Source organism: Enterobacter sp. FB (assembly GCF_000805795.1).
GTDB classification, from domain to species: domain Bacteria; phylum Pseudomonadota; class Gammaproteobacteria; order Enterobacterales; family Enterobacteriaceae; genus Enterobacter; species Enterobacter roggenkampii.
Genome location: NZ_JSZC01000017.1, coordinates 149,252 through 175,255, shown reverse-complemented (window position 1 = coordinate 175,255; position 26,004 = coordinate 149,252). Strand labels below are relative to the sequence as shown.

General features: G+C 56.9%; 23 protein-coding genes. 10 read left to right on the top strand and 13 right to left on the bottom strand.

Annotation, left to right across the window (positions count from 1 at the left end; genetic code table 11):
- The first annotated feature begins 16 nt into the window (after positions 1-16).
- Positions 17-2,059 (top strand): AsmA family protein, encoded by a 2,043-nt coding sequence (locus tag PI91_RS23085; RefSeq protein ID WP_039025251.1) that lies wholly within the window; start codon positions 17-19, stop codon positions 2,057-2,059.
- Between the two features lie 95 nt (positions 2,060-2,154).
- Here PI91_RS23085 and PI91_RS23080 read toward each other — a convergent pair whose 3' ends face one another.
- From PI91_RS23080 to PI91_RS23070, 3 genes are all read right to left on the bottom strand, one after another.
- Complete coding sequence (locus PI91_RS23080) at positions 2,155-3,477, bottom strand: MFS transporter (protein ID WP_008503129.1); 1,323 nt, start codon at positions 3,475-3,477, stop codon at positions 2,155-2,157.
- 260 nt (positions 3,478-3,737) lie between these two features.
- Positions 3,738-4,763 (bottom strand): inner membrane protein YhjD, encoded by a 1,026-nt coding sequence (yhjD, locus tag PI91_RS23075; RefSeq protein ID WP_023345067.1) that lies wholly within the window; start codon positions 4,761-4,763, stop codon positions 3,738-3,740.
- A gap of 50 nt (positions 4,764-4,813) precedes the next feature.
- Entirely contained in the window at positions 4,814-5,713 is a 900-nt protein-coding gene (locus PI91_RS23070) for a LysR family transcriptional regulator (protein ID WP_008503127.1), read from the bottom strand.
- A gap of 119 nt (positions 5,714-5,832) precedes the next feature.
- Here PI91_RS23070 and PI91_RS23065 point away from each other — a divergent pair, with 119 nt between their 5' ends.
- Both PI91_RS23065 and PI91_RS23060 read left to right on the top strand, forming a co-directional pair.
- Positions 5,833-6,591 (top strand): SDR family NAD(P)-dependent oxidoreductase, encoded by a 759-nt coding sequence (locus PI91_RS23065; RefSeq protein ID WP_039267181.1) that lies wholly within the window; start codon positions 5,833-5,835, stop codon positions 6,589-6,591.
- A 154-nt stretch (positions 6,592-6,745) separates the two neighbouring features.
- On the top strand, positions 6,746-7,348 hold the full coding sequence (locus PI91_RS23060) for a response regulator transcription factor (RefSeq protein ID WP_023294761.1): 603 nt from the start codon (positions 6,746-6,748) through the stop codon (positions 7,346-7,348).
- Here PI91_RS23060 and PI91_RS23055 read toward each other — a convergent pair.
- Together PI91_RS23055 and PI91_RS23050 are read right to left on the bottom strand one after the other, a co-directional pair.
- Entirely contained in the window at positions 7,327-7,665 is a 339-nt protein-coding gene (locus PI91_RS23055) for a lysozyme (protein WP_008503124.1), read from the bottom strand. The two genes, PI91_RS23060 and PI91_RS23055, sit on opposite strands and share 22 nt — an antisense overlap.
- 71 nt (positions 7,666-7,736) lie before the next feature.
- Positions 7,737-8,276 carry a GNAT family N-acetyltransferase gene (locus tag PI91_RS23050; protein WP_023294760.1) on the bottom strand — a complete coding sequence of 180 codons (540 nt, stop codon included), beginning with the start codon at positions 8,274-8,276 and terminating at the stop codon, positions 7,737-7,739.
- Positions 8,277-8,423: 147 nt separating this feature from the next.
- Between PI91_RS23050 and PI91_RS23045 the strand changes: the two genes are divergently transcribed.
- A complete protein-coding gene (locus tag PI91_RS23045; protein WP_021242148.1) occupies positions 8,424-10,013 on the top strand; it encodes an STY4199 family HEPN domain-containing protein in 1,590 nt (529 codons plus the stop codon).
- 59 nt (positions 10,014-10,072) lie between these two features.
- On the opposite strand, the gene PI91_RS23040 is transcribed toward PI91_RS23045, so the two are convergent.
- From PI91_RS23040 to PI91_RS23030, 3 genes are all read right to left on the bottom strand, one after another.
- Entirely contained in the window at positions 10,073-11,722 is a 1,650-nt protein-coding gene (locus tag PI91_RS23040; RefSeq protein WP_021242149.1) for an alpha,alpha-trehalase, read from the bottom strand.
- Between the two features lie 183 nt (positions 11,723-11,905).
- Positions 11,906-13,258, bottom strand: a complete 1,353-nt coding sequence (gorA, locus tag PI91_RS23035) for a glutathione-disulfide reductase (protein ID WP_008503120.1) — start codon at positions 13,256-13,258, stop codon at positions 11,906-11,908.
- Between the two features lie 71 nt (positions 13,259-13,329).
- A complete protein-coding gene (locus tag PI91_RS23030; protein ID WP_008503119.1) occupies positions 13,330-14,172 on the bottom strand; it encodes a 23S rRNA (adenine(2030)-N(6))-methyltransferase RlmJ in 843 nt (280 codons plus the stop codon).
- 207 nt (positions 14,173-14,379) lie between these two features.
- Between PI91_RS23030 and prlC the strand changes: the two genes are divergently transcribed.
- Together prlC and rsmJ are read left to right on the top strand one after the other, a co-directional pair.
- A complete protein-coding gene (prlC, locus tag PI91_RS23025) occupies positions 14,380-16,422 on the top strand; it encodes an oligopeptidase A (RefSeq protein ID WP_021242152.1) in 2,043 nt (680 codons plus the stop codon).
- Between the two features lie 7 nt (positions 16,423-16,429).
- A complete protein-coding gene (gene rsmJ, locus PI91_RS23020) occupies positions 16,430-17,182 on the top strand; it encodes a 16S rRNA (guanine(1516)-N(2))-methyltransferase RsmJ (RefSeq protein WP_032675612.1) in 753 nt (250 codons plus the stop codon).
- Between the two features lie 92 nt (positions 17,183-17,274).
- Here rsmJ and uspA read toward each other — a convergent pair whose 3' ends face one another.
- Entirely contained in the window at positions 17,275-17,712 is a 438-nt protein-coding gene (gene uspA / locus PI91_RS23015) for a universal stress protein UspA (RefSeq protein ID WP_003861223.1), read from the bottom strand.
- A gap of 283 nt (positions 17,713-17,995) precedes the next feature.
- On the opposite strand from uspA, the gene uspB reads away from it, so the two are divergent.
- Positions 17,996-18,331 carry a universal stress protein UspB gene (gene uspB / locus PI91_RS23010; protein ID WP_003861224.1) on the top strand — a complete coding sequence of 112 codons (336 nt, stop codon included), beginning with the start codon at positions 17,996-17,998 and terminating at the stop codon, positions 18,329-18,331.
- A 53-nt stretch (positions 18,332-18,384) separates the two neighbouring features.
- On the opposite strand, the gene pitA is transcribed toward uspB, so the two are convergent.
- Positions 18,385-19,884, bottom strand: a complete 1,500-nt coding sequence (gene pitA / locus PI91_RS23005) for an inorganic phosphate transporter PitA (RefSeq protein ID WP_039267179.1) — start codon at positions 19,882-19,884, stop codon at positions 18,385-18,387.
- Positions 19,885-20,112: 228 nt separating this feature from the next.
- Here pitA and PI91_RS23000 point away from each other — a divergent pair, with 228 nt between their 5' ends.
- A complete protein-coding gene (locus PI91_RS23000; RefSeq protein WP_039267221.1) occupies positions 20,113-21,309 on the top strand; it encodes an NAD(P)/FAD-dependent oxidoreductase in 1,197 nt (398 codons plus the stop codon).
- A 32-nt stretch (positions 21,310-21,341) separates the two neighbouring features.
- Here PI91_RS23000 and PI91_RS22995 read toward each other — a convergent pair whose 3' ends face one another.
- Positions 21,342-22,280 carry an NAD(P)-dependent oxidoreductase gene (locus PI91_RS22995; RefSeq protein ID WP_039267178.1) on the bottom strand — a complete coding sequence of 313 codons (939 nt, stop codon included), beginning with the start codon at positions 22,278-22,280 and terminating at the stop codon, positions 21,342-21,344.
- Complete coding sequence (locus PI91_RS22990) at positions 22,280-22,972, bottom strand: RraA family protein (protein ID WP_039267176.1); 693 nt, start codon at positions 22,970-22,972, stop codon at positions 22,280-22,282. Before PI91_RS22990 ends, PI91_RS22995 begins: the two co-directional genes overlap by 1 nt.
- Positions 22,973-23,141: 169 nt before the next feature.
- Here PI91_RS22990 and PI91_RS22985 point away from each other — a divergent pair, with 169 nt between their 5' ends.
- Entirely contained in the window at positions 23,142-23,879 is a 738-nt protein-coding gene (locus tag PI91_RS22985; RefSeq protein WP_039267175.1) for an IclR family transcriptional regulator, read from the top strand.
- A 34-nt stretch (positions 23,880-23,913) separates the two neighbouring features.
- On the opposite strand, the gene PI91_RS22980 is transcribed toward PI91_RS22985, so the two are convergent.
- The gene (locus PI91_RS22980) at positions 23,914-25,251 is read right to left on the bottom strand and encodes an MFS transporter (RefSeq protein ID WP_008503111.1); all 1,338 of its coding nucleotides are present in this window, start codon (positions 25,249-25,251) and stop codon (positions 23,914-23,916) included.
- 315 nt (positions 25,252-25,566) lie between these two features.
- Between PI91_RS22980 and PI91_RS22975 the strand changes: the two genes are divergently transcribed.
- Complete coding sequence (locus tag PI91_RS22975) at positions 25,567-25,965, top strand: potassium channel family protein (protein ID WP_008503110.1); 399 nt, start codon at positions 25,567-25,569, stop codon at positions 25,963-25,965.
- Positions 25,966-26,004: the final 39 nt, after the last annotated feature.

Below are 26,004 nucleotides of genomic sequence, written 5' to 3'. Positions count from 1 at the left end.
AGGAAAGGGGACAAAAATGACAAGAACAACCAGGGTGATCTCCTGGACAGCAGGGATTTTCTTGTTGTTGATCGTGGTCGTCGCCATCATTATTGCGACGTTTGACTGGAACCGTCTTAAGCCGACCATCAACCAGAAAGTCTCAACCGAACTGAACCGCCCCTTCGCCATACGCGGTGATTTAGGGGTCGTGTGGGAGCGTCAGAAAGAGGAGCCCGGCTGGCGAAGCTGGATCCCCTGGCCGCACGTCCACGCCGACGACATCATTCTCGGTAACCCGCCGGACATCCCGGACGTCACCATGATCCACCTGCCGCGCGTTGAGGCCACGCTGGCCCCGCTCGCGCTGCTGACCAAAACGGTCTATCTGCCGTGGATCAAACTTCAACAGCCCGACGCGCGCCTGATCCGCCTCTCTGAAAAAAACAACAACTGGACGTTCAACCTTGCCAGCGATGGCGAAAAGGATCCGAATGCCCAGCCTTCCTCCTGGTCATTCCGTCTCGACAATATTCTCTTCGATCGCGGGCGGATCGCCATCGACGATAAGGTCAGCAAGGCCGACGTGGAGATCCTGGTCGATCCGCTGGGCAAGCCGCTGCCGTTTAGCGAGGTCACGGGGACGAAAGCCAAAGGTGACACGGCAAGCGTGGGCGACTATGTCTTCGGCCTGACGGCAAAAGGACGCTACAACGACCAGCCGCTCAGCGGCAAAGGGAAAATAGGCGGCATGCTGGCGCTCCGGAGCGAAGGCACGCCGTTCCCGGTGCAGGCGGACTTCCGCTCCGGTAACACCCGCGTGGCGTTCGTGGGAACGGTTAACGACCCGATGAACATGGGCGGCGTCGATCTTCAGCTTAAATTTGCCGGTGATTCGCTGGGCGAGCTGTATGAGCTGACCGGCGTGCTGCTGCCGGATACCCCGCCGTTCGAAACGGACGGGCATCTGGTCGCCAAAATCGATACCGAAAAAGCGTCTGTTTTTGACTACCGTGATTTTAACGGCCGCATCGGCGACAGCGATATCCACGGCTCGCTGACCTACACCACCGGAAAACCGAGACCGAAGCTGGAAGGGGACGTTGAGTCCCGCCAGCTGCGTCTGGCCGATCTCGGCCCGCTGATCGGCGTGGATTCCGGTAAAGGTACGAAGTCAAAAGAGGTGAAAAAGGACATTCAACCTGCGGGAAAAGTGCTGCCTTACGATCGCTTTGAAACCGATAAGTGGAACGTGATGGATGCGGATGTGCGCTTCAAAGGGCGTAAAATTGAGCATGGCAGCACGTTGCCGCTGAGCGATCTCTCGACGCATATCATCCTGAAAAATGCCGATCTGCGCCTGCAGCCGCTGAAGTTTGGCATGGCGGGCGGGACGATTTCCTCCAACATTCACCTGGAAGGCGATAAAAAGCCGATGCAGGGCCGGGCGGAGATTCAGGCCCGCAGGCTTAAGCTGAAAGCGCTGATGCCGAACGTCGAGCTGATGCAGAAGACCCTCGGCGAGATGAACGGCGATGCCGACATCCGCGGCGTGGGGAACTCCGTGGCGGCGCTGCTGGGCAGCGGTAATGGCAACCTGAAGCTGCTGATGAACGACGGGCTGGTGAGCCGCAACCTGATGGAAATCCTGGGCCTGAACGTCGGGAACTACATCATCGGGCAAATCTTCGGTGATGATGAGGTGCGGGTGAACTGCGCGGCGGCCAATCTGGATCTGGTTAACGGCGTGGCGCGTCCGCAGATTTTTGCCTTCGACACGGAAAATGCGGTGATTAACGTGACCGGTACCGCCAGTATGGCGTCCGAACAGCTGGATTTGACCATCGATCCGGAAAGTAAGGGGATCCGTATCATCACCCTGCGCTCGCCGCTGTACGTGCGCGGAACCTTCAAAAATCCGCAGGCGGGCGTGAAGCCCGGACCGCTGATTGCGCGTGGCGCGGTGGCCGCAGCCCTCGCGACGCTGGTTACCCCCGCCGCAGCGCTGCTGGCGTTGATTTCGCCGTCAGAAGGCGAGGCGAATCAGTGCCGGAACATTTTGTCACAGATGAAGAAGTAAAGAGCGGCCTGTTTTTGCCGGGTGGCGGCTACGCCTTACCCGGCCTACATTTGAATCGTAGGCCGGGTAAGGCGTAGCCGCCACCCGGCATTAGCTTACAGAGCCTGGTGTTTCGTCTCGTGCGTCAGCAGCAGCGCAATCAGCGTCAGTGCCGCCATGGCCGCCAGATAAACGCCCACATAGAACAGGCCGTAGTTTGCCTGCAGCCAGGTGGCGATATACGGCGCAACGGAGGCGCCCAGAATAGACGAGACGTTGTAGGAGAACGACGCGCCGGTATAACGCACTTCCGTCGGGAACAGCTCTGGCAGCAGTGCACCCATCGGGCCGAAGGTCAGCCCCATCAGGCTCAGGCCAATCAGCAGGTAGGCCATCACCAGCGCCGGGCTGCCTGAACCCAGCAGCGGCGGGAAGACGAACAGAGCAAACAGAACGATCAGCGTGGTGATGGTGATCATGCTTGCGCGACGACCGAACTTATCCGCGAGCAGGCCCGCAATCGGCACCATCACGCCAAACCCGATCACCGCCATCATCAGCATCCACAGCACTTCGTTACGCGGCAGACCCAGCCCAACCGGCGCGGCGGCGGTACTGAAGGTCATGGAGTAAACGGTCATGATGTAGAACAGCGTGTAGGTGGCCAGCATGATAAACGTGCCCAGTACGGTCACGCGGACGTGCTTGGTCAGCAGCGTGCCCAGCGGTACCTTCACCTGCTTGTTCGCCGCGGCCACTTTCGCGAAAACAGGGGTCTCATGCAGAGAAACACGCACGTACAGGCCAATCAGCACCAGCACGGCTGAGAAGACAAACGGGATACGCCAGCCCCAGCTCATGAACTGTTCATCCGTCAGCAGCCAGGAGAGCAGCAGGAACGTCCCGTTGGCGAAGAAGAAGCCAATCGGTGCGCCAAGCTGCGGGAAGGAACCATACAGCGCGCGCTTGCGCGCCGGGGCGTTCTCGGTGGCCAGCAGCGCCGCGCCACCCCATTCACCACCCAGGCCCAGACCCTGACCAAAACGCGCCAGCGCCAGCAGGACCGGCGCCAGAATGCCGATGGTCTCATACGTCGGCAGCAGGCCGATGGCCACGGTGGAGATCCCCATCGTCAGCAGCGAGGCCACCAGCGTGACTTTGCGTCCGATGCGATCGCCAAAGTGTCCAAACAGCGCGGAGCCAATCGGACGCGCAACAAACGCGATAGCAAAGGTCGCCAGGGACTGCAGCGTGGCCGCCGTCGGATCGCCCTGCGGGAAGAAAATGTGCGGGAAGACGATGACCGCCGCGGTGGCGTAAATGTAAAAGTCGAAGAACTCGATGGCGGTGCCAATCAGCGAGGCGACGACAACTTTATTGCGCGAATTTACCGGAACGTTTTCCGTTTCTGAGTCGAGTGTGGTGGCGGTTGCTTGCATAATATTTTCTTATTTTTGTCGAACGAAAGGCCATATTACGCACAGCAAAAGCGACATTTCAATCTGTAACAAAGCCGCGACCTGGTGATAAAAGCAACAAAAAGCGGATAATTTTCAGGCCAGCCAAAACACGTCTATGAAATGCTTCACAGATTTTAAATATCAGTCAATAAAACTGGTTTTCGGTTAAATAAAAGTTACGGACTGGATTTATATGCTGAAATGATGAATCGGGCTGAAATTTCAGCCCGGGAGAGGGGTTAACGGTGCGTTTTGCCCGGCATTCGTGGGTCGTCTTTGTACTCGGCAGTGGCGATCCACGCGGCGCAGAACAGGGTTAAACGTGCGAAGAAGTAGAAGAACGCCATTAACCCCAGCACCGAGCCGAACGCCGCGCCGGAAGGGGATTTCACCAGCGACGGCAGGGTGTAGGTCATCACGATTTTAATCACCTCAAAGCCTATCGCCGCGATCAGTGTCCCTCTGATCAGCGCCTTCTTGCGCGGGCGATGGCGCGGCAAGCGCCAGAAGATCCAGAAGAACAGCAGGTAGTTGGCGAAGATGGAAATGGCCAGCCCAATGCTGCGCCAGGCGGGCTTCAGCCATTCGATGTAATCAAGGTAGAGCGCGGAGATGATCATCTGCTGCGCCGAGCCCGCCACGGAGGTAATGGACAGCGTCACGATGAGCGCGACGAGCAGGCCAATCAGCGAAACAAAGTCGCGGAGATACTTCACCCAAATTTTCTCCTGATCCTGCGGCTTACGCTCCCAGACATCGCGCGACTGGGCGCGAATGGCCTCGCGCAGGTTGCCCATCCAGTTAACGCCGGAGTAAAGGGCAATCAGCAAACCGACGATACCGACGGTGGTGCGCTGCTGGACGGCGGTATTGATGGTGCTTTTGAGCGTGCTGGCAAGGGTTGGGTCACTGACGTTATTCAGGATCTTATTAAAGATATCCTGCAGCAGCGTCGGGTGCGACGCGAGCACAAAACCGGCCGCCGCAAACGACACCATCAGGATCGGGATCATCGACAGGAAGGAGAAATAGGTGATAGCGGCACCAAACTGGTTTCCCATGCGGTCATTAAAGCGTTCGGTCGCACGTATCAGATGCGCAATCATGGGAAACTGCTGAATTCTGGCGATAATACCGGTGACGGTCCCCAGCGCTTTGCTGGCGGTACCTGTAGACCTGGTCTCTTCCGGCTCGGTCTCCATCTTCTTGATGGGTTCATACTCTAAATGTTGGGTGGGTCGTTGCGGGTTATTTTCCGGCGTCACGCGTCTTTTCCTTTTCGTTTGGCTGGATGTTACTGAATTATAGCTTGCGACTAGTCCACGTAAGCTTTTGTGAGTTCGGTCAGCCACTCCATGAACAGATGTACCCGGCGGGAGAGGTTGCGCCGGTGGGGATAAATCAGGGAAACAGGCATTGGTTCGGCCCGGTATTGCGGGAGAATTTCAATCAGTTTCTTCGCGCGCAGTAAATCTCGCACCCCAACCCGCGGAACCTGAATGATGCCCAGCCCGGCGAGGCAGGCAGCCTGGTAAGTTTCGGTGCTGTTAACAGTTAACACCCCTCCCGTTTTTATCCACTGCGTCGTACTGCCGTTATAAAACTCAAAGCCCTGTGGGCGAGTTCCCAGCGTAGCGGTGTAGTGAATGACGGCGTGGGAGCCTAAATCGTCCAGCGTTTCCGGGTAGCCAAAACGCGCCAGATAATCCGGGCTGGCGCAGTTAATCACCGACAGCTTGCCCAACGGTCGGGCAATAAGCCCTGAATCTTTCAGCGTGCCGACGCGTACCACGCAGTCAAACCCTTCGCGGATCACATCCACCAGACGATCGCTGCTGCTGAGCTCCAGCTCGATGCCCGGATAATGCTGCAGAAAAGCAGGCAGTTTGGGGATGACTAAATTTCGAGCAACGGCGACGGGCATATCCACGCGGAGCCGTCCGCTGATGCTGGAGGGATCGTGCAGAAACATACCGTCCAGCTCATCGAGGTTTGCCAGCAGATCTTTTGCCCGTTCGTAATAGACCATACCGTCCTGCGTCAGGCTGACGCGGCGGGTGGTGCGGTGCAATAGCTGGGTGCCAAGCCGGTTTTCGAGGGCCTGAATCTGTCGTGACACGCTGCCTTTCGGCAGCGTTAATGTTTCTGCCGCGCGGGAAAAACTCTCCAGTTCCGCGACGCGAACAAACAGCTGCATTGCGTGAATTTTATCCATAGATGTAGCTCATTGTTGTTTGTGCTGAAACAGTGAAGCGTTTTAACTCATCTTTATTGATTTTCTATCACCTAATAAGCTCTTACTCAATCTCCATAACAGCCAAAACGAGGTTTATGATGACTGAACGTATCGCATTAGTGACGGGTGGTAGCCGTGGTTTGGGTAAAAACGCTGCCTTAAAGCTGGCGGCAGACGGCACGGGAATTGTGCTGACCTACAACCGCAGCCAGCAGGAAGCGCTGGACGTTGTGCATGAAATTCAGGAAAAAGGCGTCAACGCGGCGGCATTGCAGCTCAACGTCGGGGATATCACGAGTTTTGAGCATTTTGCCCAACAGCTTCAGGAGACCCTTAAGAGCGTCTGGCAGCGTGAAACGTTTGACTATTTATTGAACAATGCCGGGACGGGTTTATATGCGCCTTATACCGACACGACGGAAGCCCAGTTTGACGAGGCGCTGAACGTTCATTTCAAAGGACCTTTCTTCCTGACGCAGCGCCTGCTGCCGCTGCTTAGCGACGGCGGACGGATCCTCAACGTCTCCAGCGGGCTGGCCCGTTTTACCCAGCCGGGGTCGGCGACCTACGCGGCGATGAAAGGAGCAATGGAAGTGTTGACGCGTTATCAGGCGAAAGAGCTGGGCGCGCGCGGCATCTCCGTCAATATCATTGCGCTTGGTGCGATAGAAACCGACTTTGGCGGCGGACACGTGCGCGACAACGCGGAGCTCAACCAGATGCTGGCGTCCCAGACGGCGCTGGGGCGGGTGGGGCTGCCTGACGATATCGGCGATGCCATTGCGGCACTGCTCAGCGACAAACTGGGCTGGATGAATGCGCAACGTATTGAAGTATCAGGCGGTATGTTCCTGTGATGTATGCGCTTGAGTAAATCCTTAAGATAAATGTGTCTAAATACTGACAGATATAAAGAACCCCGGGGATTTGTAACGTATCCATTCGTTGAGTTTTTTCTTAAATAATGCCTCTGTAGAATCCCCCTTCGCTATTCTCAGAGGGGAAAAAACGATGCGAGTAATCATGTTTGACAGGCAGTCACTCTTTATTCACGGAGCGATACACAGTCTTCAGAGGTTGATTCCGGAAATAAATATAACTGGGACCTGTCAGGCAGAAGATTTATGGACTCAGATTTCTGCTTCACCGTCGGCTATCGTCATGATTGATGGGAATTTAATTCAGGACGAAGGGAGCACTTTGCTGGAAGCGATCCTGCATCGCTTTCCGGCAATACGTGTGATTCTGATTTTGGCGAAAAAAGAGGCCAAATGTGCTGAGCAGCTGCGGCAGCGAAACGTCATGGCCATTGTTCCCCGAAACGCCAATCCCGAACGGTTTTCCGCCGTACTGGATTCGGTATCCAGAGGGATGGTCTGTTTTCCCGGAGAGTGGGTCAGAGAGCCGACGTCGCCTCAGGCATTATTATCCTTGAGCGAGCGCCAGCGCGAAGTCTTGAAATTGCTGGCGGCGGGGGAGTCGAATAAAGAGATTGGCCGCAATCTGAACATCAGTGCGGCCACGGTAAAAGCGCACCTCGAGGCGCTTTTCCGGCGGCTGGACGTGAAAAACAGAACGCAGGCAGCCATGTATTATACCCGGGCGACGGCCTGAAAAAGCGCGTTTGGGAGCGACGTTATCTCTCCGAAACTGAATATCATCATCACCAGCGCATCATGCTGCTGTTGGGTTAATGGACGTGTCATATTTTCCCGCAGCAGCGCTTCACACAACCGGATATCTTCGCGCAACAAAGTCTCAGCCTCCAGAGGTGTGACAGGGCCGTGAAAATGCTCCTGATCGCGGATAACGTGGCCATAGCCGATAACCCATAATCCTTTTTCGTCACGATATTTTTCCAGAGAAAGACCCTGATGTTTCTTTATCAACGCGATGGCGGCAGAAGATATTTTCAGCGCATGCTCTTTCATATTCATTTCCTCTTAATGGCGACACTGTAGAGGAAATGAGGTACGAGAAATATCCGCCAAATGGCTATTGATCAGGGATTGTTATTCAGATATTCCTGCCGCAATAAACCAAATAACCAGTCATTATGCCAACGTCCCGCAAGGTAATAGCTCTCGCGTAATTCGCCCTCCAGGCAAAAGCGGGCTTTTTCCAGCAGACGTCGTGAGGCGATATTCCCGGCGGTGACGGTGGCGGTAAGTCGACGTATACCGCCCTGATGAAAAGCGTAATCGCAAAGCGCTTTCAGGGATTCAAAGCCGTAACCTTTCCCCTGTGCCTCGGGAGCGAAAAGAAAACCGACCTCAGCGCAATCCTCCTCCCGATGAATATACCCGGTGACGCCCAACGGAGCCCTGGAAGCGGCGTCACGCACGACGAGGCACAGCCAGTGCGCGCTCCCTGGCGTCCAGGGCGTCAGGCGCGAATCAAACGCCTCGCGGATCGCCGCGACGGGGCGGTCTTCCGCCACAAAGCGCATGACGTCGGGATGCTGCTGTAGCGCCAGAAAAAAGGGCCAGTCTTCTTCTTGTAAAGGCGAGCAGTTCAGGCGAGGGGTAATTAAAACCGGCATTCAGATTCTCCTGAAACATTTTAAATGATTTTAGGGTTGTCACTTTATTTCAACAGAAAGTCAGGTATGGTTAACCGCGTATAAATAAAAAGAAAAAAGGCCGTTACGTGCCAATCCGGATGTCTTCGTTGTCGCTTAAGGAAAACAATGACTCTCAGCACATCACATCATATTCGCGAACAGTTCGAACACTGTCTGGCGGTCATTCGCCATGCGTCGGTGGAAATTTTGCTTCTTCTGAATGTACATGCTTCTGAGGGCAAAGATCCACGCTGGTTTCTGGAACAACTGGACAGCGCGCGATTAGCCCTGGGCGGCTGGGGAGCCGTAGCGAAAAAACTCAACCTGAATGATGCCGAGATGTCGGAATTTACGCTCCAGCTGCGCCTGCTGCAGCAGCGCGTGCCGCAGTATGAAAGCGGACAGGATGTGAGTGAAAACCAGCTGATTGCGGCGATGCGGTTTGTCACCGCGCTGGAGCACCTTCGCCTGCAGCAGCCGCTGTTGACCTACAGCACGGAGCTGACTCCGGGCAGCGAACTTCAGCAGCAGCAGGCGCATAAGCAGGTGCGGGCGATAGAGCTCATGATAAAAGGGCTCATCCAGCAGGCCTGGCCCGATCAGGTAAGGCTGAATAACCATCTCAAGACTTTGTTTAACGCCGACCGCGTACGGCGCTGGCTGAAGTTGGGCGAGATCAACGATGTCCTGAGCGGCATGATGTTCAGCGAACTGGCGCAAATGCTGGTGGATAAAAAAGAGTTCAGCCGCTATTACGCTTCGCTGTTCAGCGACCCGTCCATGCTGACGCTGCTGGTTGAACCGCGTAAAACGCTGCAAACCTTCCTCGATGACATTCGGCAAATTCGCAACAACATCACCGTCCAGAAAACGTTAAGCTCGGCGCAAATCCAGCTGCTGGATAACTACTACGCGCAGATCGCGCGGCCCGTTCAACGCGCGTTTGAAGAGGGGAGAACGCGCGTCAATCCGGCGGGATTCATGGCGGTAGATGCCAGCGAACTGCATACCTTCTGGGAAAAGGCGCAGAAAATGGATCGGGTCACCGGTGGGGATCTGTTTGAAGTCCGTGACACCATTGAAAAGCCGACCCAGCGCGCGCCGCGCACCCCCGAACAACGCGAGCAGCTTATTTCCGGTGCGTTATGGGGGGCGGTTGGCGTTATGGTGATTGCCATCGTGGCGGGAGGCTTCTGGCTGGTGACCAGCAGTAAACCGCAGCCTGCGGCCGTCAGCGCGGCTGAAGCGGCGCCGCCACAGGAAATGCGTGAGACGCCTTCCTCGCGCGAAACGCTCACGCGCATGGGAGTGACCTGGGACGAGAATAATTTCCGCTCGGCCATTAACCGCAACGACACCCGCGTGACCCAGCTCTTTTTGCAGGGCGGTATGGACTGGAAGCTGTCCTGGACCGAAGAGGCGATGTCGGCAGGCTATGACGACGTGCTGGAGCTGATGCTACGCTACCGGCAAAACATGGTGGAAGAGAAGCCGTGTCGGCGCTTCATCAACACGCTCAGCCACGCGATGTCGAACGGCGAGTCTCTGACCTCGGTACGTAAAGAGTACCTCAAAGCTTTCTGCACCGTGCCAGCGGTGGTGAAACGCCAGCAGCACGATCTCGACATGGCCACACGCCGTGCGAAGTCACAGCCGGATGCCACCACCAAAAAATGGCAGTCTATTCAGAGCGCCATTTATGAGGTGATTCGCTGATTTCTCCTCCCTCTCCCCGTGGGAGAGGGTCGGGGTGAGGGCACCAGACCGCACCCTATTCAAGGCTCCCCATACAACCCAATCAGACGCCGCACCACGCCGTTCGTCCAGCCGAAACCATCCTGCAGCGGATACTCACCCCCGCCCCCTTCGCGCGGCGTGCTGCTGGCGATGTGGTACTTCTCAATCAGCTTATGATGCGTCTGATAAAAATGGTTCACCGTATGCAGCCAGCTCCAGGCGATTTCATCCCCCAGCGAGTCGTTGCCGTACTGCTTGAACCCCTGGATCGCCATCCACTGCAGCGGCGCCCAGCCGTTGGGTTTATCCCACTGCTCGCCGGTTTCGTACTCGGTCGCCAGAATCCCGCCCGGCGTCAGCAGTCGCGCTTTGACCGCATCCGACAGACGCTCGGCCTGCTCATGGGTCGCCATGCCGACATACAGCGGCACAATGCTGGCGGCAGAAAACAGCGCCAGCTCTTCGCGTCGCCAGTCGTAATCGCGGTAACAGCCGCTCTCCTCGTCCCACAGATAGCGGTTCACCGCCTCGCGGCGATCGCTGGCTTTCTGGCGGAACAGGTCGGCCGTCTCTTTGTCCCCTTTCGACGCCGAGATGTTGGCGATGGCGCTTTCCAGCTTGAACAGGAAGGCGTTCAGATCGATGGGGATAAACTGCGTCGTGCGGATGCTGGCGAGCCGCGACGGATCGCGCAGCCAGCGGGAGGAATAGTCCCAGCCGGACGCCGCCCCGGCGCGCAGGTCGCGATACACCTCGTTTGGCGGACGGCCCGAATGGCGGGCAGTTTCCACATCCTCAATCCACGATTCATCGCGCGGGGTATCACGGTCATCCCAGTAGCGGTTGAGCAACGAGCCGTCCGGCATACGCACGGCGCTGCGGTAGGCTTGGTTAAGCAGGAGCGACTCCGCGCCGTCCATCCAGAAGGCGTACTCCATTTTGAGGTGTTCCAGATAGCGTTTCGCACCGCGCACGCCGTCCTCCTCAAACAATTCCACCATCAGCGCAAAGACCGGCGGCTGGGAGCGGCTGAGATAATAGGTACGGTTGCCGTTGGGAATATGCCCGTAGCGTTCAATCAGCCAGGCGAAGTTATCCGCCATACATTTCAGCAGATCGTTACGACCGCTCTCCGCCAGCCCCAGCATGGAGAAATAGGAATCCCAGTAGTAGGTCTCGCTGAATCGTCCGCCGGGAACGATATAGGCTTGGGGCAGCGCCAGCAGGGAAGACCAGGGAATATGATCCTGCGGCTCGCGCGTCAGCACTGGCCACAGGCTGTCAATGTGCTCTTTGAGGGACAGACCGGGGTCGGAGACATATTCCGTACTGTAGGTCTCCGGCAGCCAGAAGTGGTTTTCCACAAACTGGCGCAGGTCGAAATCCCGGTGGCGTCTGACCTTGCGGTAGCGGATCAGGATATCCAGCGGATCCATCTTCGGCGCGCAGTCGGGAAAGGTTTTGCTGTCCGTGAACAGGCGCGAGGACTGCACGTGCTCAAACAGTTCAAGATAGCGGTCTGCGGGCGTCAGTGCATCGGAGGCGGGTAGCCCCTCGATCATCTCGGGTTCCGGCTCCGCCTCAATCATTTCATCCAGTTTCAACTCGCAGGGATCGGTCTCGTAGCGCAGCTCTTCTGCAATCTCGAATTCGATGTTCTCGGTAGCCTGTAGTTTCTGGTTGAACATGGTGATAGGGACCTCCGGTTGTGTGTTCAAAAGACAGGTTTATCCGGGCGTCTTATAAGCGTAGACATTCGCTTCGGCAGATGTGGAGGGATATGTGCGGTAGATCACTCTTTTCGGAGCATTCGTTTTGCAACGATTTATGAATGTGAATAAAAAAAGCCCCTCCGGAGAGGGGCTTATGCATTAACGCATGGTGACAAACTCTTCGGCGGCCGTTGGGTGGATCGCCACGGTATTGTCGAAGTCTTTCTTGGTCGCGCCCATCTTCAGCGCTACCGCAAAGCCCTGCAGGATCTCATCCATGCCGAAGCCAATGCCGTGGATACCGACAATCTTCTCGTCCGGGCCGACGCAGACCAGCTTCATGCGGCACGGCTGACGGTGCGAGGTGACGGCGGTGTACATGGCGGTAAACGCCGATTTATACACTTTCACCTGGTCGTCGCCGTACTGCTCACGCGCCTGCGGCTCGGTTAAGCCGACGGTGCCGATTGGCGGGTGGCTGAAGACCACGGTCGGGATGTTGCTGTAGTCCAGATGCTCGTCCGGCTTGTTATTGAACAGGCGCTCGGAGAGACGGCGGCCCGCCGCAACGGCAACCGGGGTCAGCTCAACGGCACCGGTATTGTCGCCGACCGCGTAAATGCCCGGTACGCTGGTGTTCTGGAATTTATCGACGACGATATAGCCTTTTTCGTCGGTTTTCACGCCGGTCACGCCCAGGTTGAAATTATCGTTCGCCGGTTCACGGCCAATCGCCCAGATCAGGCAATCGACGGTCTGACTGCGGCCATCTTCCAGCTCCAGGGTCAGGCTGCCGTCTGCGTTTTTCACGACCGCTTTCGGCACGGCGTTGGTATGCAGGGTTGGGCCTTCGGTGTTCATCACTTCAACCAGCGTATCAACGATCAGCGGATCGAAGCTGCGCAGCGGCGCGTGTTTACGCACGAACAGGTGCGCTTCGGCACCCAGACCGTTAATCACGCCAGCCAGCTCCACCGCGATGTAACCCGCGCCCACCACGGCAACGCGTTTTGGCAGGGCAGGCAGTTCGAAGAAACCGTCAGAGTCGATGCCGTATTCCACGCCCGGGATGTTCGGGTGGCTCGGACGGCCGCCGGTGGCGATCAGGATGTGATCGGCGGTGATCGTCTCACCGTTCACTTCGATCGTTTTCGCGTCCACAAAGCGGGCGAAACCGTGGATAACGTCGACGTTATTTTTACCCAGCACGTTGTCGTACGAGGTGTGAATACGGTCGATGTAGGCGGTACGGCTGGCGATCAGTTTGTCCCAGTCGAAGTGGTTGATGGTGGTGTCAAAGCCGTAGTCCGGGCCATACATATGGATAGCTTCACGGATTTGCGCCGCATGCCACATCACCTTTTTCGGTACACAACCCACGTTCACGCAGGTGCCGCCCAGCGCTTTGGCTTCAATCAGCGCACACTTCTGGCCGTACATGGCCGCGCGGTTGATGGAGGCGATGCCGCCGCTGCCACCGCCGATGGCGATGTAGTCATAATGCTTAGTCATAGCTTTTGTCCTTAATCGTGAATTGCCGCGATTGTATACCTGAAATCAATAGTTTCCACCGATGGCTGCGATTACTCCGGCACGATCCAACTGACGGAGGTATGACCCGTACCGGCTGGCACCAGCGTTTTGTGCAGCCACGGCAGCACGTTGTTCATCTGCGCTTCGAGCTTCCACGGCGGGTTAATGACGATCATGCCCGAGGCGGTCATGCCGCGCTGGTCGCTGTCCGGACGCACGGCCAGCTCGATCTGCAGGATTTTGCGGATGCCGGTGGCTTCCAGGTCTTTGATCATGCGCTTGATTTGCGCACGCAGCACCACCGGATACCACAGGGCGTATGTCCCGGTGGCGAAGCGTTTGTAGCCTTCGTGGATACCGGTCACCACCGCCTGATAGTCGGTTTTGATTTCGTACGGCGGGTCGATCAGTACCAGACCGCGACGGGAAACCGGCGGCAGCTTGGCTTTCAGCTGCTGATAGCCGTCGGCTTTTTCCACGCGGGCGCGGCTGTCTTTCTGGAATTCAGAACGCAGCAGCGGGAAGTCGCTCGGATGCAGCTCGGTCAGCTGGATGCTGTCCTGCTCGCGCAGCAGCTGGCGGGCAATCAGCGGGGATCCCGGGTAGTAACGCAGCTGGCCGTTGCGGTTGAAGTGGTTCACCACGCCGATGTACGGCTCCAGCTCGGCAGGCAGGTCGTCCTGCTGCCAGATGCGGGCGATCCCTTCCAGATATTCACCGGTACGCTCGGCATGCTCGCCGCTCAGCTGATAACGGCCCGCGCCCGCGTGCGTGTCCAGATAGAGAAACGGCTTTTCTTTCTCTTTGAGCGATTCGATGATCAGGCTCTGAACGGTGTGTTTAAGGACGTCGGCGTGGTTGCCTGCGTGGAAGCTGTGGCGATAACTGAGCATGGGTAATGATATTCCGCTGAATTGACGATTTGCCACAGTTTACAGCAGAACGGCGCAGATTACCCGTAGGCCCGGTAACCGCAGCGCCACCGGGCTCTTTTCCGCCACGTCTGGCATTGAAATCCTCTACACTTAACCCCATTCTAGATCGCATATGCACAGCGCCGGATGCGCGCTTCATTCACCTCTTTCAACAGGACAGCGTTTATGACCAATCCATTACTGACGCCTTTTTCGTTGCCACCGTTTTCTAAAATCCTCCCCGAGCATGTGGTTCCAGCGGTTACGCAATCGCTGGACAACTGCCGCGCGGCGGTAGAAAGCGTGGTCGCGCAGGGCGGGCCGTACACCTGGGAAAATCTGTGTCAGCCGCTGGCCGAAGTGGACGACGTGCTGGGGCGTATCTTCTCCCCGGTGAGCCACCTGAACTCGGTAAAAAACAGCCCGGAGCTGCGTGAAGCCTACGAGCAAACCCTGCCGCTGCTCTCTGAGTACAGCACCTGGGTCGGCCAGCACGAAGGGCTCTACAAAGCCTACCGCGACCTGCGCGACGGCGATCACTACGCCGAGCTGAATACCGCGCAGAAAAAATCGGTCGATAACGCCCTGCGTGATTTTGAGCTGTCCGGGATTGGCCTGCCAAAAGAGAAGCAGACCCGCTACGGTGAAATCGCCGCGCGCCTGTCCGAGCTGGGCAACCAGTACAGCAACAACGTCCTTGACGCCACCATGGGCTGGACGAAGCTGATTACCGACGAAGCTATGCTTTCCGGCATGCCGGAAAGCGCGCTGGCGGCGGCAAAAGCGCAGGCCGAAGCGAAAGAGCAGGACGGCTTCCTGTTAACGCTGGATATCCCGAGCTATCTGCCGGTGATGACCTACTGCGACAACCAGGCGCTTCGCGAAGAGATGTACCGCGCGTATAGCACCCGCGCCTCCGATCAGGGGCCGAATGCCGGTAAGTGGGACAACAGCCCGGTGATGGCGGAAATCCTCGCCCTGCGCCACGAGCTGGCCCAGCTGCTGGGCTTTGAAAACTACGCCGACAAATCTCTCGCCACCAAAATGGCGGAAAACCCGCAGCAGGTGCTCGACTTCCTGACCGATCTGGCGAAACGCGCCCGTCCGCAGGGTGAAAAAGAGCTGGCCCAGCTGCGCGCCTTCGCGAAAGCGGAGTTCGGCGTGGACGAGCTGCAGCCGTGGGACATTGCTTACTACAGCGAAAAACAGAAGCAGCACCTCTACAGCATCAGCGACGAGCAGCTACGCCCGTACTTCCCGGAAAACAAAGCCGTTAACGGCCTGTTTGAAGTGGTGAAGCGCATCTATGGCATCACTGCCAAAGAGCGTACCGATATCGACGTCTGGCATCCGGACGTGCGCTTCTTCGAGCTGTATGACGAGAAAAACGAACTGCGCGGCAGCTTCTACCTCGATCTCTACGCGCGTGAGAACAAGCGCGGCGGGGCGTGGATGGACGACTGCGTGGGCCAGATGCGTAAAGCAGACGGTTCTCTGCAGAAGCCAGTCGCCTACCTGACCTGTAACTTCAACCGTCCGGTGAACGGCAAACCTGCGCTCTTTACCCACGACGAAGTGATCACCCTGTTCCACGAGTTCGGTCACGGCCTGCACCACATGCTGACCCGCATCGAAACCGCAGGCGTGGCAGGCATCAGCGGTGTGCCGTGGGATGCGGTCGAGCTGCCGAGCCAGTTTATGGAAAACTGGTGCTGGGAGCCGGACGCGCTGGCGTTTATCTCCGGCCACTACGAGACCGGCGAACCGCTGCCGAAAGAACTGCTGGATAAAATGCTGGCGGCGAAGAACTACCAGGCGGCGATGTTTATCCTGCGCCAGCTGGAGTTCGGCCTGTTCGACTTCCGCCTGCACGCCGAGTTCAGCCCGGAGCAGGGGGCGAAAATCCTTGAAACCCTGGCCGAGATTAAAAAGCAGGTCGCGGTTATTCCAGGGCCAACCTGGGGCCGCTTCCCGCACGCGTTCAGCCACATCTTCGCAGGCGGCTATGCGGCGGGGTACTACAGCTACCTGTGGGCCGACGTGCTGGCGGCGGATGCCTTCTCTCGTTTCGAAGAAGAGGGGATTTTCAACCGCGAAACCGGCCAGTCGTTCCTCGACAACATCCTGACCCGCGGCGGTTCCGAAGAGCCAATGGTGCTGTTCAAACGCTTCCGCGGGCGCGAGCCGCAGCTGGACGCGATGCTTGAGCATTACGGGATCAAAGGCTGATTGTTACGTGAAGATCTGCTTAGTGGATGAAACAGGCGCCGGAGACGGCGCCTTATCTGTTCTGGCCGCCCGCTGGGGGCTGGAACATGATGAAGATAACCTGATGGCGCTGGTGATGACACCAGAACATCTCGAATTACGTAAGCGCGACGAACCGAAGCTCGGCGGGATTTTTGTCGATTTTGTCGGCGGGGCCATGGCGCACCGGCGCAAGTTCGGCGGCGGTCGCGGCGAAGCGGTGGCGAAAGCGGTTGGGATTAAAGGAAGCTATCTGCCGGACGTGGTGGATGCCACGGCGGGGCTGGGGCGCGATGCGTTTGTGCTGGCGTCTGTCGGCTGTCATGTGCGGATGCTGGAGCGCAATCCGGTGGTGGCAGCCCTGCTCGACGACGGTCTGAGCCGTGGCTACGCGGACCCGGAAATCGGGCCGTGGTTGCAGGAGCGATTGCAGCTGATCCATGCCTCGAGCCTGACGGCGCTGACCGATATCACCCCGCGCCCGCAGGTCGTCTATCTCGACCCGATGTTTCCACACAAGCAGAAAAGCGCGCTGGTGAAGAAAGAGATGCGGGTGTTTCAGTCTCTGGTGGGGCCTGATCTGGATGCGGATGGCCTGCTGGAACCGGCTCGTCAGCTGGCGACGAAGCGGGTGGTGGTGAAGCGCCCTGACTATGCGCCGCCCCTGGCGGACGTTGCCACGACCAATGCGGTGACCACCAAAGGGCACCGGTTTGATATTTATTCGGGGACACCGGAATAAAAAAAGCCGGGTGGCGGCTTCGCCTTACCCGGCCTACATTTCGGGCCGCCTGTAGGCCCGGTAAGCGTTAGCGCCACCGGGCTTTTTTGCACTTACTCGTCTTCTTCGTCACGCAGCGGAACAATCAGCATATCTACGTGAACGGTATTAATCAGCTGGCGAGCGGAAGACATCAGCTTGCTCCAGAAGTCCTGATGGTGACCGCACACCACCAGATCCATGTCGTATTTCTTGATCGCATCAACCAATACCTGGCCCAGGTCGCCGCTGCCGCTCAGGGTTTCGGTAATCGGGTAGCCCGCGTTGGTGGACAGTTCGCTCAGGGCGTGGTGCGTCTCTTCGGAGATACGCTTCTGCATATCGCCCAGATTGACGTCGATCAGACCGGTGTAAAGGTCGGAGTAATTCACATCAACGTGAATCAGCGAAACTTTCGCGTTGTAGGGACGTGCCATGGATACCGCTTTATCAACCAGCACTTTGCTCTCGGGGGAGAGGTCTACCGCGATGAGAATGTGTTTGTAAGCCATAGTGTTACTCCTTCCTTAAGTTATCGATGACTAAATGGGAAAGCCGTCGTCTGATGCTTTCATTACGGCCCAGTTAAACATATTTTTCAAGCTTTGGTGTTGATAACGATTAACCTTGTGGCAAAAAAATTAACGGATCTCCTACACTATTAAATGAGCCGTTCGGATATTAAAACGCGAACCGGATCGACTTTTGGTCATTCTTTCACTGAACTGTCTGTCAGGGCATTGGGGTGCGGTAGCTCAGAAGCCTTGCTTCGTGGGCGGACGCCGGGGAGGATGTATGATTAGCACCGTCGCATTGTTTTGGGCGTTATGCGTAGTTTGCATAGTGAATATGGCGCGCTACTTCTCATCGTTACGTGCGCTGTTAGTGGTACTTCGTGGTTGCGATCCGTTGCTTTATCAGTATGTGGACGGTGGAGGGTTCTTCACCTCGCATGGACAGCCCAGCAAACAGATGCGTCTGGTGGGATATATCTACTACCAGCGCTACCGCGATCATCACGATGAAGAATTTATCCGTCGCTGCGAGCGCCTGCGTCGTCAGTTCATTTTGACCAGTGCCCTGTGCGGGCTGGTCGTCGTCAGTATGATTGCATTGATGATTTGGCACTGAGCATAAAAAAAGCGGGTCAGTTTCCTGACCCGCTTTTTTGTCGCCTTTACCGATTAAATCAGCTTCAGCGAAATCCAGTACAACCCGCCAGACAGCAGGATGGACGCCGGAAGGGTGAACACCCAGGCCATCAGAATGTTGGTCACGGTTTTGCGCTGCAGGCCGCCACCGTCAACAATCATGGTACCTGCCACGGACGAGGAGAGTACGTGGGTGGTGGATACCGGCATACCGGTGTAGCTCGCCAGACCGATAGACACTGCCGCCGTCATCTGCGCGGACATACCCTGCGCATAGGTCATGCCTTTCTTACCGATCTTCTCGCCGATGGTGGTCGCCACGCGGCGCCAGCCAATCATCGTACCGATACCGAGTGCCAGTGCGACCGCCATGATGATCCAGATTGGCGCGTACTCAATGGTATTGAGCATATCGCCTTTCAGTTTCTTCAGGAGACGCTGGTCGTCAGCATTCACGTCTGGCAGCTTCGCCACTTTATCCGTCACATCAGAGATGCACAGCATAATGCGACGCAGCTGACCACGCTGCTCAACGGTCAGTTTGTCATAACTTTCGATATTGCCCAGCATGCCTTTGGCACGTTCCAGCGCGTTAATCGCGTTAGCCGGATGGCAGTGGAATTCGCCAGGTGCAGTCGTGGCACCGGCTGCCGGAGACGGGATTAACTGGTCAACGCCGGTCGCTTTTTTCAGCAGCTCAGGGTGCTGCTGGAAATAAGTTTCAACGTTGTTGACCGCATCGCGGGTACGGGTGATTTCGTAGCCGGAGGCGTTCATGTTAACCACGAAGCCTGCCGGAGCAACACCGATCAGTACCAGCATCACCAGACCAATGCCTTTCTGACCATCGTTCGCGCCGTGTGAGAAAGCCACGCCGATAGCGGAAATGATCAGGGCAATACGCGTCCAGAATGGCGGCTTTTTCTTGCCGTCTTTCTTTTCACGCTCTGCCGGCGTCAGGTGAATACGGGAGCGTTTTTTGGTATTGCTCCAGTAACGACGCAGGATGAAGATCAGCCCGCCCGCCACCACCAGACCCACGATAGGGGAGACGATGAGAGAGGCAAAGATCCCCAGTACTTTCGGGATATTTAACGCATCAACAACCGATGTACCGGTCATGAGGGCGTTGGTTAACCCGATACCGATAATCGCGCCGATGAGGGTGTGAGAACTGGATGCAGGCAGGCCGAAATACCAGGTACCGAGGTTCCAGATAATTGCAGCAAGCAGCATTGAGAACACCATAGCGAGGCCATGGCCAGAACTTACGTTAAGCAGCAGATCTGTTGGCAGCATATGCACAATCGCATACGCAACGCTCAGTCCGCCCAGGAGGACACCAAAAAAGTTAAATACCGCCGCCATGACAACCGCAAGCTGCGATCGCATTGCGCGAGTGTAGATAACCGTCGCTACTGCGTTTGCAGTGTCGTGGAAGCCGTTGATCGCTTCGTAAAACAGTACAAAAACCAGAGCAAGCAAGAGTAAAAGCCCGGTATGTAAATCCAGGCCGGCAAACAAATGTAGCATAGGACGTTACGCCATTTTGAGGACATGAACGCGGCGCATTATCCAGGACAAATGCGCAACGGGCAAAGTGAAATATAGACTTTTTTTGACATACCACCTGATTTGAGAAAAGTGCCTGAAAGGATATTCTTTAAATTTCAATGGAATGGCTTTGTAATATCTTTTTACGCTGGTGTGACCACAGAGGAAACTTTACAATCCGCGGCAGTTAACAACGAGGGTTTTGACGTGGAAAGGTTTGATGCCGTGGTAATTGGCGCCGGTGCGGCGGGTATGTTTTGTTCGGCAATGGCCGGACAGGCGGGTCGTCGCGTGCTGCTGCTGGATAACGGTAAAAAGCCAGGCCGCAAGATCCTGATGTCCGGCGGCGGGCGCTGCAATTTTACTAACCTGTATGTTGAACCCGCGGCCTATTTGAGCCAAAACCGTCATTTTTGTAAATCTGCGCTGGCGCGTTACACCCAGTGGGACTTTATCGACCTGGTGGGTAAGCACGGTATCGCATGGCATGAGAAGACGCTGGGCCAGCTGTTCTGCGACGACTCCGCCCAGCAGATTGTCGATATGCTGGTGGCCGAGTGCGAGAAGGGCGGCGTGGTCATGCGCCTTCGCACCGAAGTGCTGGACGTTTCCCGCGATGACCAGGGCTACACGCTGCAGCTCAACGGTGAAACCGTCAGCGCCGATAATCTGGTGATTGCCAGCGGCGGCCTGTCTATGCCGGGGCTGGGCGCTTCCCCGTTCGGCTATAAAATCGCCGAGCAGTTTGGCCTGAAAGTCCTGCCTACGCGCGCCGGGCTGGTGCCGTTCACGCTGCATAAACCGCTTCTGGAACAGCTTCAGACGCTGTCTGGCGTGTCCGTTCCCGCCGTTATCACCGCCGAAGACGGCACGGTGTTTCGCGAAAACCTGCTCTTTACCCATCGCGGCCTCTCCGGCCCGGCGGTCCTGCAAATCTCCAGCTACTGGCAGCCGGGGGAGTTTGTCACGGTTAACCTGCTCCCCGATTGCGATCTGGATGCCTTCCTCAACGAGCAGCGTGCGGCGCACCCGAATCAGAGCCTGAAAAACACCCTGGCAATGCAGCTGCCGAAGCGTCTGGTAGAATGTTTGCAGGTGCTGGGGCAGATCCCCGACGTGTCGCTCAAGCAGCTTAACAGCCGCGAGCAGGAAACGCTGGTCGAGACGCTAACAAACTGGCGCGTGCAGCCAAACGGCACGGAAGGCTACCGCACGGCGGAAGTCACGCTGGGCGGAGTCGACACGAATGAACTCTCTTCCCGTACCATGGAAGCGCGCAACGTGCCGGGGCTCTACTTCATCGGTGAAGTGATGGACGTCACCGGCTGGCTCGGCGGGTACAACTTCCAGTGGGCATGGGCAAGTGCCTGGGCGTGTGCTCAGGCGCTGGCAGAAGACAAATGACACCAGCGCGCTGCCACTCGTCACGCTTGGCTTTACGGGCTGACGGTGGTGGCGTCCGTCACGGCCAGAATATTGCCCGCGGCCACGGTCCCCATCTTGATGTATGACGCGGCGGTAACGCCGCCGATATGCGGTGAAATAACCACGTTTTCTACGGACTGCCAGAGATGCGGCGCCGTCAGCGGCTCCTGGGTAAAGCTGTCCAGCGCTGCGCTGTGCAGCGTGCCATCCCGGAGTGCCGCCAGTAACGATTCACTGTGGATCAGTCCACCGCGTGCCGTATTGACCAGAATGGCGTTCCGTTTGCAGTGTGCGAGCGCCTCGCTATTGATCATTCCCCGATTCTCATCGGTTAGCGGACAGTGCAAAGAGATGACATCGGAACGGGAAAGAAGTCCGGTCAGCGTCTCTGCACGTTCGCACAGGGCAGGCATCGATTTAGCATAGGGATCGTAAGCCAGCACCTTCATGCCGAAGGCATGACCAATAGTTGCCACGCGCGAGCCGATAGCGCCCAATCCGATTAGCCCCAGGGTTAATCCCTCCAGCTCAATGGATTTATGCGTCGCCTTATCCCAGTGCCCGTCTCGTAACCGCTTGTCCAGAGGCACCACGGACTTTGCGCAGGCGAGGATCAGCGCCCAGGTATGTTCAGCCACTGCCGCCGCGTTTGCGCCTGGGGCCGCGCGGACGGCGATATTGCGCTCGGCCGCTGCCGTCTGGTCTATCACATCGATCCCGCTTCCGTGCTTGGAAATAACCTGCAGAGCCGGGGCGGCATCCATGACTTTCGCGGTGATCCGGCCGTAACGAACCAGAATCGCCACGGGATTGTGTCGTTTACACAGCGCGATCAGGTCATCTTCTGTCGGCTGGCGGCCCGCAAACACCACCTCAAAGCCCTGCAGCATCACCATGGCCTGCTCCGCCAGGTCGCTTCCGGTAACCAGAATTACGTCTTTGCCCCCCATCACAGCGTCTCCCCGTCAGCTAACATACCTGCCTTACGAAGCGCGTCATCAAGCCAGTGTGGACGCAAATCGCCTTCACGGATGGCGGCAAGACGCCGGGTCTCCATCTCCAGCTTTTCTTTTGCCAGCGCGATAACCTGCTGAACCTCATCACGCGGGATGACGACCACGCCGTCGATATCCGCGACAACCAGATCCCCGGCCTGAACCGTCGCCCCGGCGACTGAAATGGGATGATTAACCCGGCCAGAAATTAACTTTGTCGGGCCGCAGGGGTTCAGACCGGCAGAAAAGACAGGGTAGTGGCCTTTGCTCAGGGAATCGGCGTCACGTACAGCGCCGTCAATGATGATGCCCGCAATGCCGCTCGCCTGAGCCTGGGTGGCCATGATTTCGCCCAGCAGCGCGCAGCTCAGGTCGCCTTTGCCATCGACGACCAGGACATCGCCGGGTTGCGCAACCGCCATCGCGGCATGAATCGCCAGATTATCACCCGGACGGACTTCCACGGTGATGGCCGGACCCGCAACGGACATGTGAGGAGCCAGCGGTTTGATGCGGCCGTGAAGCGTACCGCGGCGACCGGCCACGTCGGCCAGAATGGCTGCCTGATACTCGGCAGCCCGACGAACGTCCTCGGCAGAAACGCGTTCGAACTGGCGATTAATCGCTTTTTTTTCAGAAACGGACATGAATGCCTCCATATTGTTTTACTAAGTACAACGCAGGTGTACAGAACAAAACAACTATAGCGGTGTTGCTTTCCTTTTAGCCAGACCCGAGGTGGCGTTTGTGATGTAAACACGAAGTGACTCACAAAATTTGAGGTACACTCACTGCCGGGCTAACAAGGAGATAATGATGGGGAATGAAGGCGTTGTAGCGGTTGAAAAAGCGCTGGCTTTACTGGATTGCTTCCGTCCTGGAGAGGAGAGCCTGACGCTGACCGCGCTGGCACAGCTGTCGGGTTATCACAAAACCACGGTTTACCGCTTGATGAATTCTCTTGAACGGATGAATTACGTCGTCAGGCATGAAGACGGCAATTATGCGCTTGGCCCACGCCTGCTTTACCTCGGCAAGCTGTATGAACAATCTTTCCATCTTTCGCGGGTGGTTCAGCCAGAGCTTCAGGCCTTATCCCTGGCGTCTCAGGAGAGCGCCAGCTGGTATGTGCTGGAGGGCGGGCAGCGCCTTTGCCTGTTTCGCGCGGAAGCGTCGCACGGCCTGCGACACAGCAATCTTCCCGGCAGCCAGTTCCCGCTCGATAATTCGGCCATCAGTAAGGTCTTGCGCCACTGGGGGCTCAATGAGAGCCTGCCGGAGGGCGACGCTGAACTCCCTTTCTACACGTCAGGCGCACGCGATCCCCACACCGCGGCGTTTGCGATGCCTGTCTTCGGCGTTCACGACAAGCTGGTTGCGGCGTTAGCCCTGACCGGCCCCATCTCACGGCTGACGGAAGATCGTCGTGAGAAGGAGATAGGCCCGTTGATGAAGGCGGCGGCCAGCCGTCTGTCGCAGAAAATGGGAGCCAGTAAGCCCTTCTGTCAGCAGTTCTTTGGTGAAACGAGCGACGCGGCGGAAGAAAATCTTTAAACGCAGAAGCGGGACATGTGTCCCGCTTCTGTCATCACGAATGTGTGACCTGTTTTTCGTGTAGCTGAGCGTTGCGGGCCTGCCGTCCCATAATGAGTACCGCGATACCCCCGGCCAGGCACAGCACGGCCAGCGGAAGCATAGCCAGCGTGTAGCTGCCCGTTTGCTCGCTGATCATGCCGTAGGCATTTACCATGACCGCCCCGCCAATCAGGTTCGCGATGGCGCCAATCGCGGCCAGCCCTGCCGCCGCCGAGGAGCTGCTCATCCAGCCGGACGCCAGCGCCCAGAAAGGCCCTTTCATCGAATACGCGCCCGTCAGGATAATGCTCAGGATCGCGAGAGTGGCAAAGAGCGAGACGCTGACAAAGGCAGCGAACACGCCGGCGGCAATCATGAACAGCGTCAGCGCAGTATGCCAGCGGCGTTCATTGGTGCGATCGGAGTGTCGTCCCCAGACAATCATCAGAACCGATGCCAGACCGTAAGGAATGGCGTTAAACAGACCGGTTTGCAGATTATCAAGATGGAAGGATTTCAGCAGCTGAGGAGACCAGACGCTAATAGTGGTGCCCGCGGACGATGCGCCCGCGTAAATCAGCGCCATCAGCCAGATTTGGCGATGCTTCAGCAGCTGCCACGTCGTCTGGTGTCCAATGTTCTTTTGCTGGCTACGCTCGGTCTCAAGGGTGGTTTCCAGCCACTTTTTCTGTTCATCGCTGAGCCATTTCGCCTGATGAGGGCGATCCCGGAGAATAAACCAGGCCGCAATACCCAGCAGCACCGCAGGTAAGCCTTCAATAATGAACAGCAGATGCCAGCCGCGAAGACCCAGCCAGCCATCCAGCGACAGTATCAATCCGGAAAGCGGGGAGCCGATGAAGTTAGCGAGCGGGATGGCAACCATAAAGGACGCAATAATGCGCGCGCGGTAGCGGGCAGGGATCCACCAGGTCAGATACAGCACGACGCCCGGGAAGAAGCCTGCTTCCGCTGCTCCGAGAAGAAAACGGACGATATAGAGCGACGTGGTGTTTTGAACCAGCGCCATGCCCATGGAGACGATGCCCCAGCTGATCATAATGCGCGGGATCCACAGCCGGGCGCCGACTTTCTGCATGGCCAGGTTACTGGGAACCTCAAACAAAAAATAGGCCACGAAGTAGAGGCTGCTGGCGAAGCCAAACGCCGCTTTGCTGAGGCCAAGGTCCTCATTCATCTGCAGCGAAGCCATGCCGATATTCCCGCGATCGATAATCGAGACCAGGTAACTGACAATCAGAAACGGGAGAATACGCCAGATCACCTTCCGCATCGTCTCTCTTTCTATGTCCTCGGTGGCGGTCGCGCCGTTACGTAAATGTTCTGTCATTGTATCCTCGCAGGGTGTGTTCTTTGTTTTATTAAGTACAACTTAGTTTTATTAAACAAAACCACTATAGCGACGGTGCGTTCTTTTTATCCAGTTAATGGAAGGTTTAAATGATGTAAATAAGAGGTGACTCACAGATAGTGCGCTGCGGATATCGCTCAAGGCTGCTGACCAGCCGCAAGCATGACGTGCTGGCAGAGAAATAATCACGTAACGCAATTATTGCACCAACTTTTCCTCTCCATTCAACTAAGCTTCGACCAGATGCCCCGCCGCGTTCGCGGGGCCATATCCCTTTTGGTCAGAGCACGTACCATGCAGCTACTCAGCATTATTATTTTGCTTACCCTAACCGTGGTCATTCATTCGCTGTGGATGTTTGGTGTTTTAAAATTCATCACGTTAGACGTCGATTCTGCGGTACGCATTGTTTTACGCAATGTCGGTATCGTGATCTCTATGATTTTCGCCCATCTTCTGGAGGCCGGGCTGTTTGCTGCCTTTTATTTTGTCATCGACGCGTTTAATGACTGGAACACCAGCTTCTACTTTTCGCTGGTGAGCTATGCGACGGTAGGGTACGGCGACGTCACGTTACCCCAGCACTGGCGGCTCATCGGCGGGGTGGAAGGACTGGTGGGCGCATTGATGGTAGGCTGGTCTGTGGCGGTTCTGGTCGCAGTGCTGCAGCGTTTGCGTGGCATGAGCGCCTAAACGGTAGATGTGCAATCCCCATCTGGTAAGGTAAAGTAC

Excerpts from the sequence above, each read along its gene's own strand:
- PI91_RS23055 (WP_008503124.1), bottom strand. The coding sequence starts at position 7,665 with ATGAAAGAGCATGCGCTGAAAATATCTTCTGCCGCCATCGCGTTGATA.
- prlC (WP_021242152.1), top strand. The coding sequence starts at position 14,380 with ATGACCAATCCATTACTGACGCCTTTTTCGTTGCCACCGTTTTCTAAA.
- PI91_RS22995 (WP_039267178.1), bottom strand. The coding sequence starts at position 22,280 with ATGGGGGGCAAAGACGTAATTCTGGTTACCGGAAGCGACCTGGCGGAG.
- uspB (WP_003861224.1), top strand. The coding sequence starts at position 17,996 with ATGATTAGCACCGTCGCATTGTTTTGGGCGTTATGCGTAGTTTGCATA.
- PI91_RS23050 (WP_023294760.1), bottom strand. The coding sequence starts at position 8,276 with ATGCCGGTTTTAATTACCCCTCGCCTGAACTGCTCGCCTTTACAAGAA.
- PI91_RS22985 (WP_039267175.1), top strand. The coding sequence starts at position 23,142 with ATGGGGAATGAAGGCGTTGTAGCGGTTGAAAAAGCGCTGGCTTTACTG.
- uspA (WP_003861223.1), bottom strand. The coding sequence starts at position 17,712 with ATGGCTTACAAACACATTCTCATCGCGGTAGACCTCTCCCCCGAGAGC.
- PI91_RS23045 (WP_021242148.1), top strand. The coding sequence starts at position 8,424 with ATGACTCTCAGCACATCACATCATATTCGCGAACAGTTCGAACACTGT.
- PI91_RS22975 (WP_008503110.1), top strand. The coding sequence starts at position 25,567 with ATGCAGCTACTCAGCATTATTATTTTGCTTACCCTAACCGTGGTCATT.
- PI91_RS23065 (WP_039267181.1), top strand. The coding sequence starts at position 5,833 with ATGACTGAACGTATCGCATTAGTGACGGGTGGTAGCCGTGGTTTGGGT.
- PI91_RS23080 (WP_008503129.1), bottom strand. The coding sequence starts at position 3,477 with ATGCAAGCAACCGCCACCACACTCGACTCAGAAACGGAAAACGTTCCG.
- PI91_RS22980 (WP_008503111.1), bottom strand. The coding sequence starts at position 25,251 with ATGACAGAACATTTACGTAACGGCGCGACCGCCACCGAGGACATAGAA.
- PI91_RS23060 (WP_023294761.1), top strand. The coding sequence starts at position 6,746 with ATGCGAGTAATCATGTTTGACAGGCAGTCACTCTTTATTCACGGAGCG.
- PI91_RS23070 (WP_008503127.1), bottom strand. The coding sequence starts at position 5,713 with ATGGATAAAATTCACGCAATGCAGCTGTTTGTTCGCGTCGCGGAACTG.
- PI91_RS23040 (WP_021242149.1), bottom strand. The coding sequence starts at position 11,722 with ATGTTCAACCAGAAACTACAGGCTACCGAGAACATCGAATTCGAGATT.
- gorA (WP_008503120.1), bottom strand. The coding sequence starts at position 13,258 with ATGACTAAGCATTATGACTACATCGCCATCGGCGGTGGCAGCGGCGGC.
- PI91_RS22990 (WP_039267176.1), bottom strand. The coding sequence starts at position 22,972 with ATGTCCGTTTCTGAAAAAAAAGCGATTAATCGCCAGTTCGAACGCGTT.
- PI91_RS23085 (WP_039025251.1), top strand. The coding sequence starts at position 17 with ATGACAAGAACAACCAGGGTGATCTCCTGGACAGCAGGGATTTTCTTG.
- PI91_RS23030 (WP_008503119.1), bottom strand. The coding sequence starts at position 14,172 with ATGCTCAGTTATCGCCACAGCTTCCACGCAGGCAACCACGCCGACGTC.
- pitA (WP_039267179.1), bottom strand. The coding sequence starts at position 19,884 with ATGCTACATTTGTTTGCCGGCCTGGATTTACATACCGGGCTTTTACTC.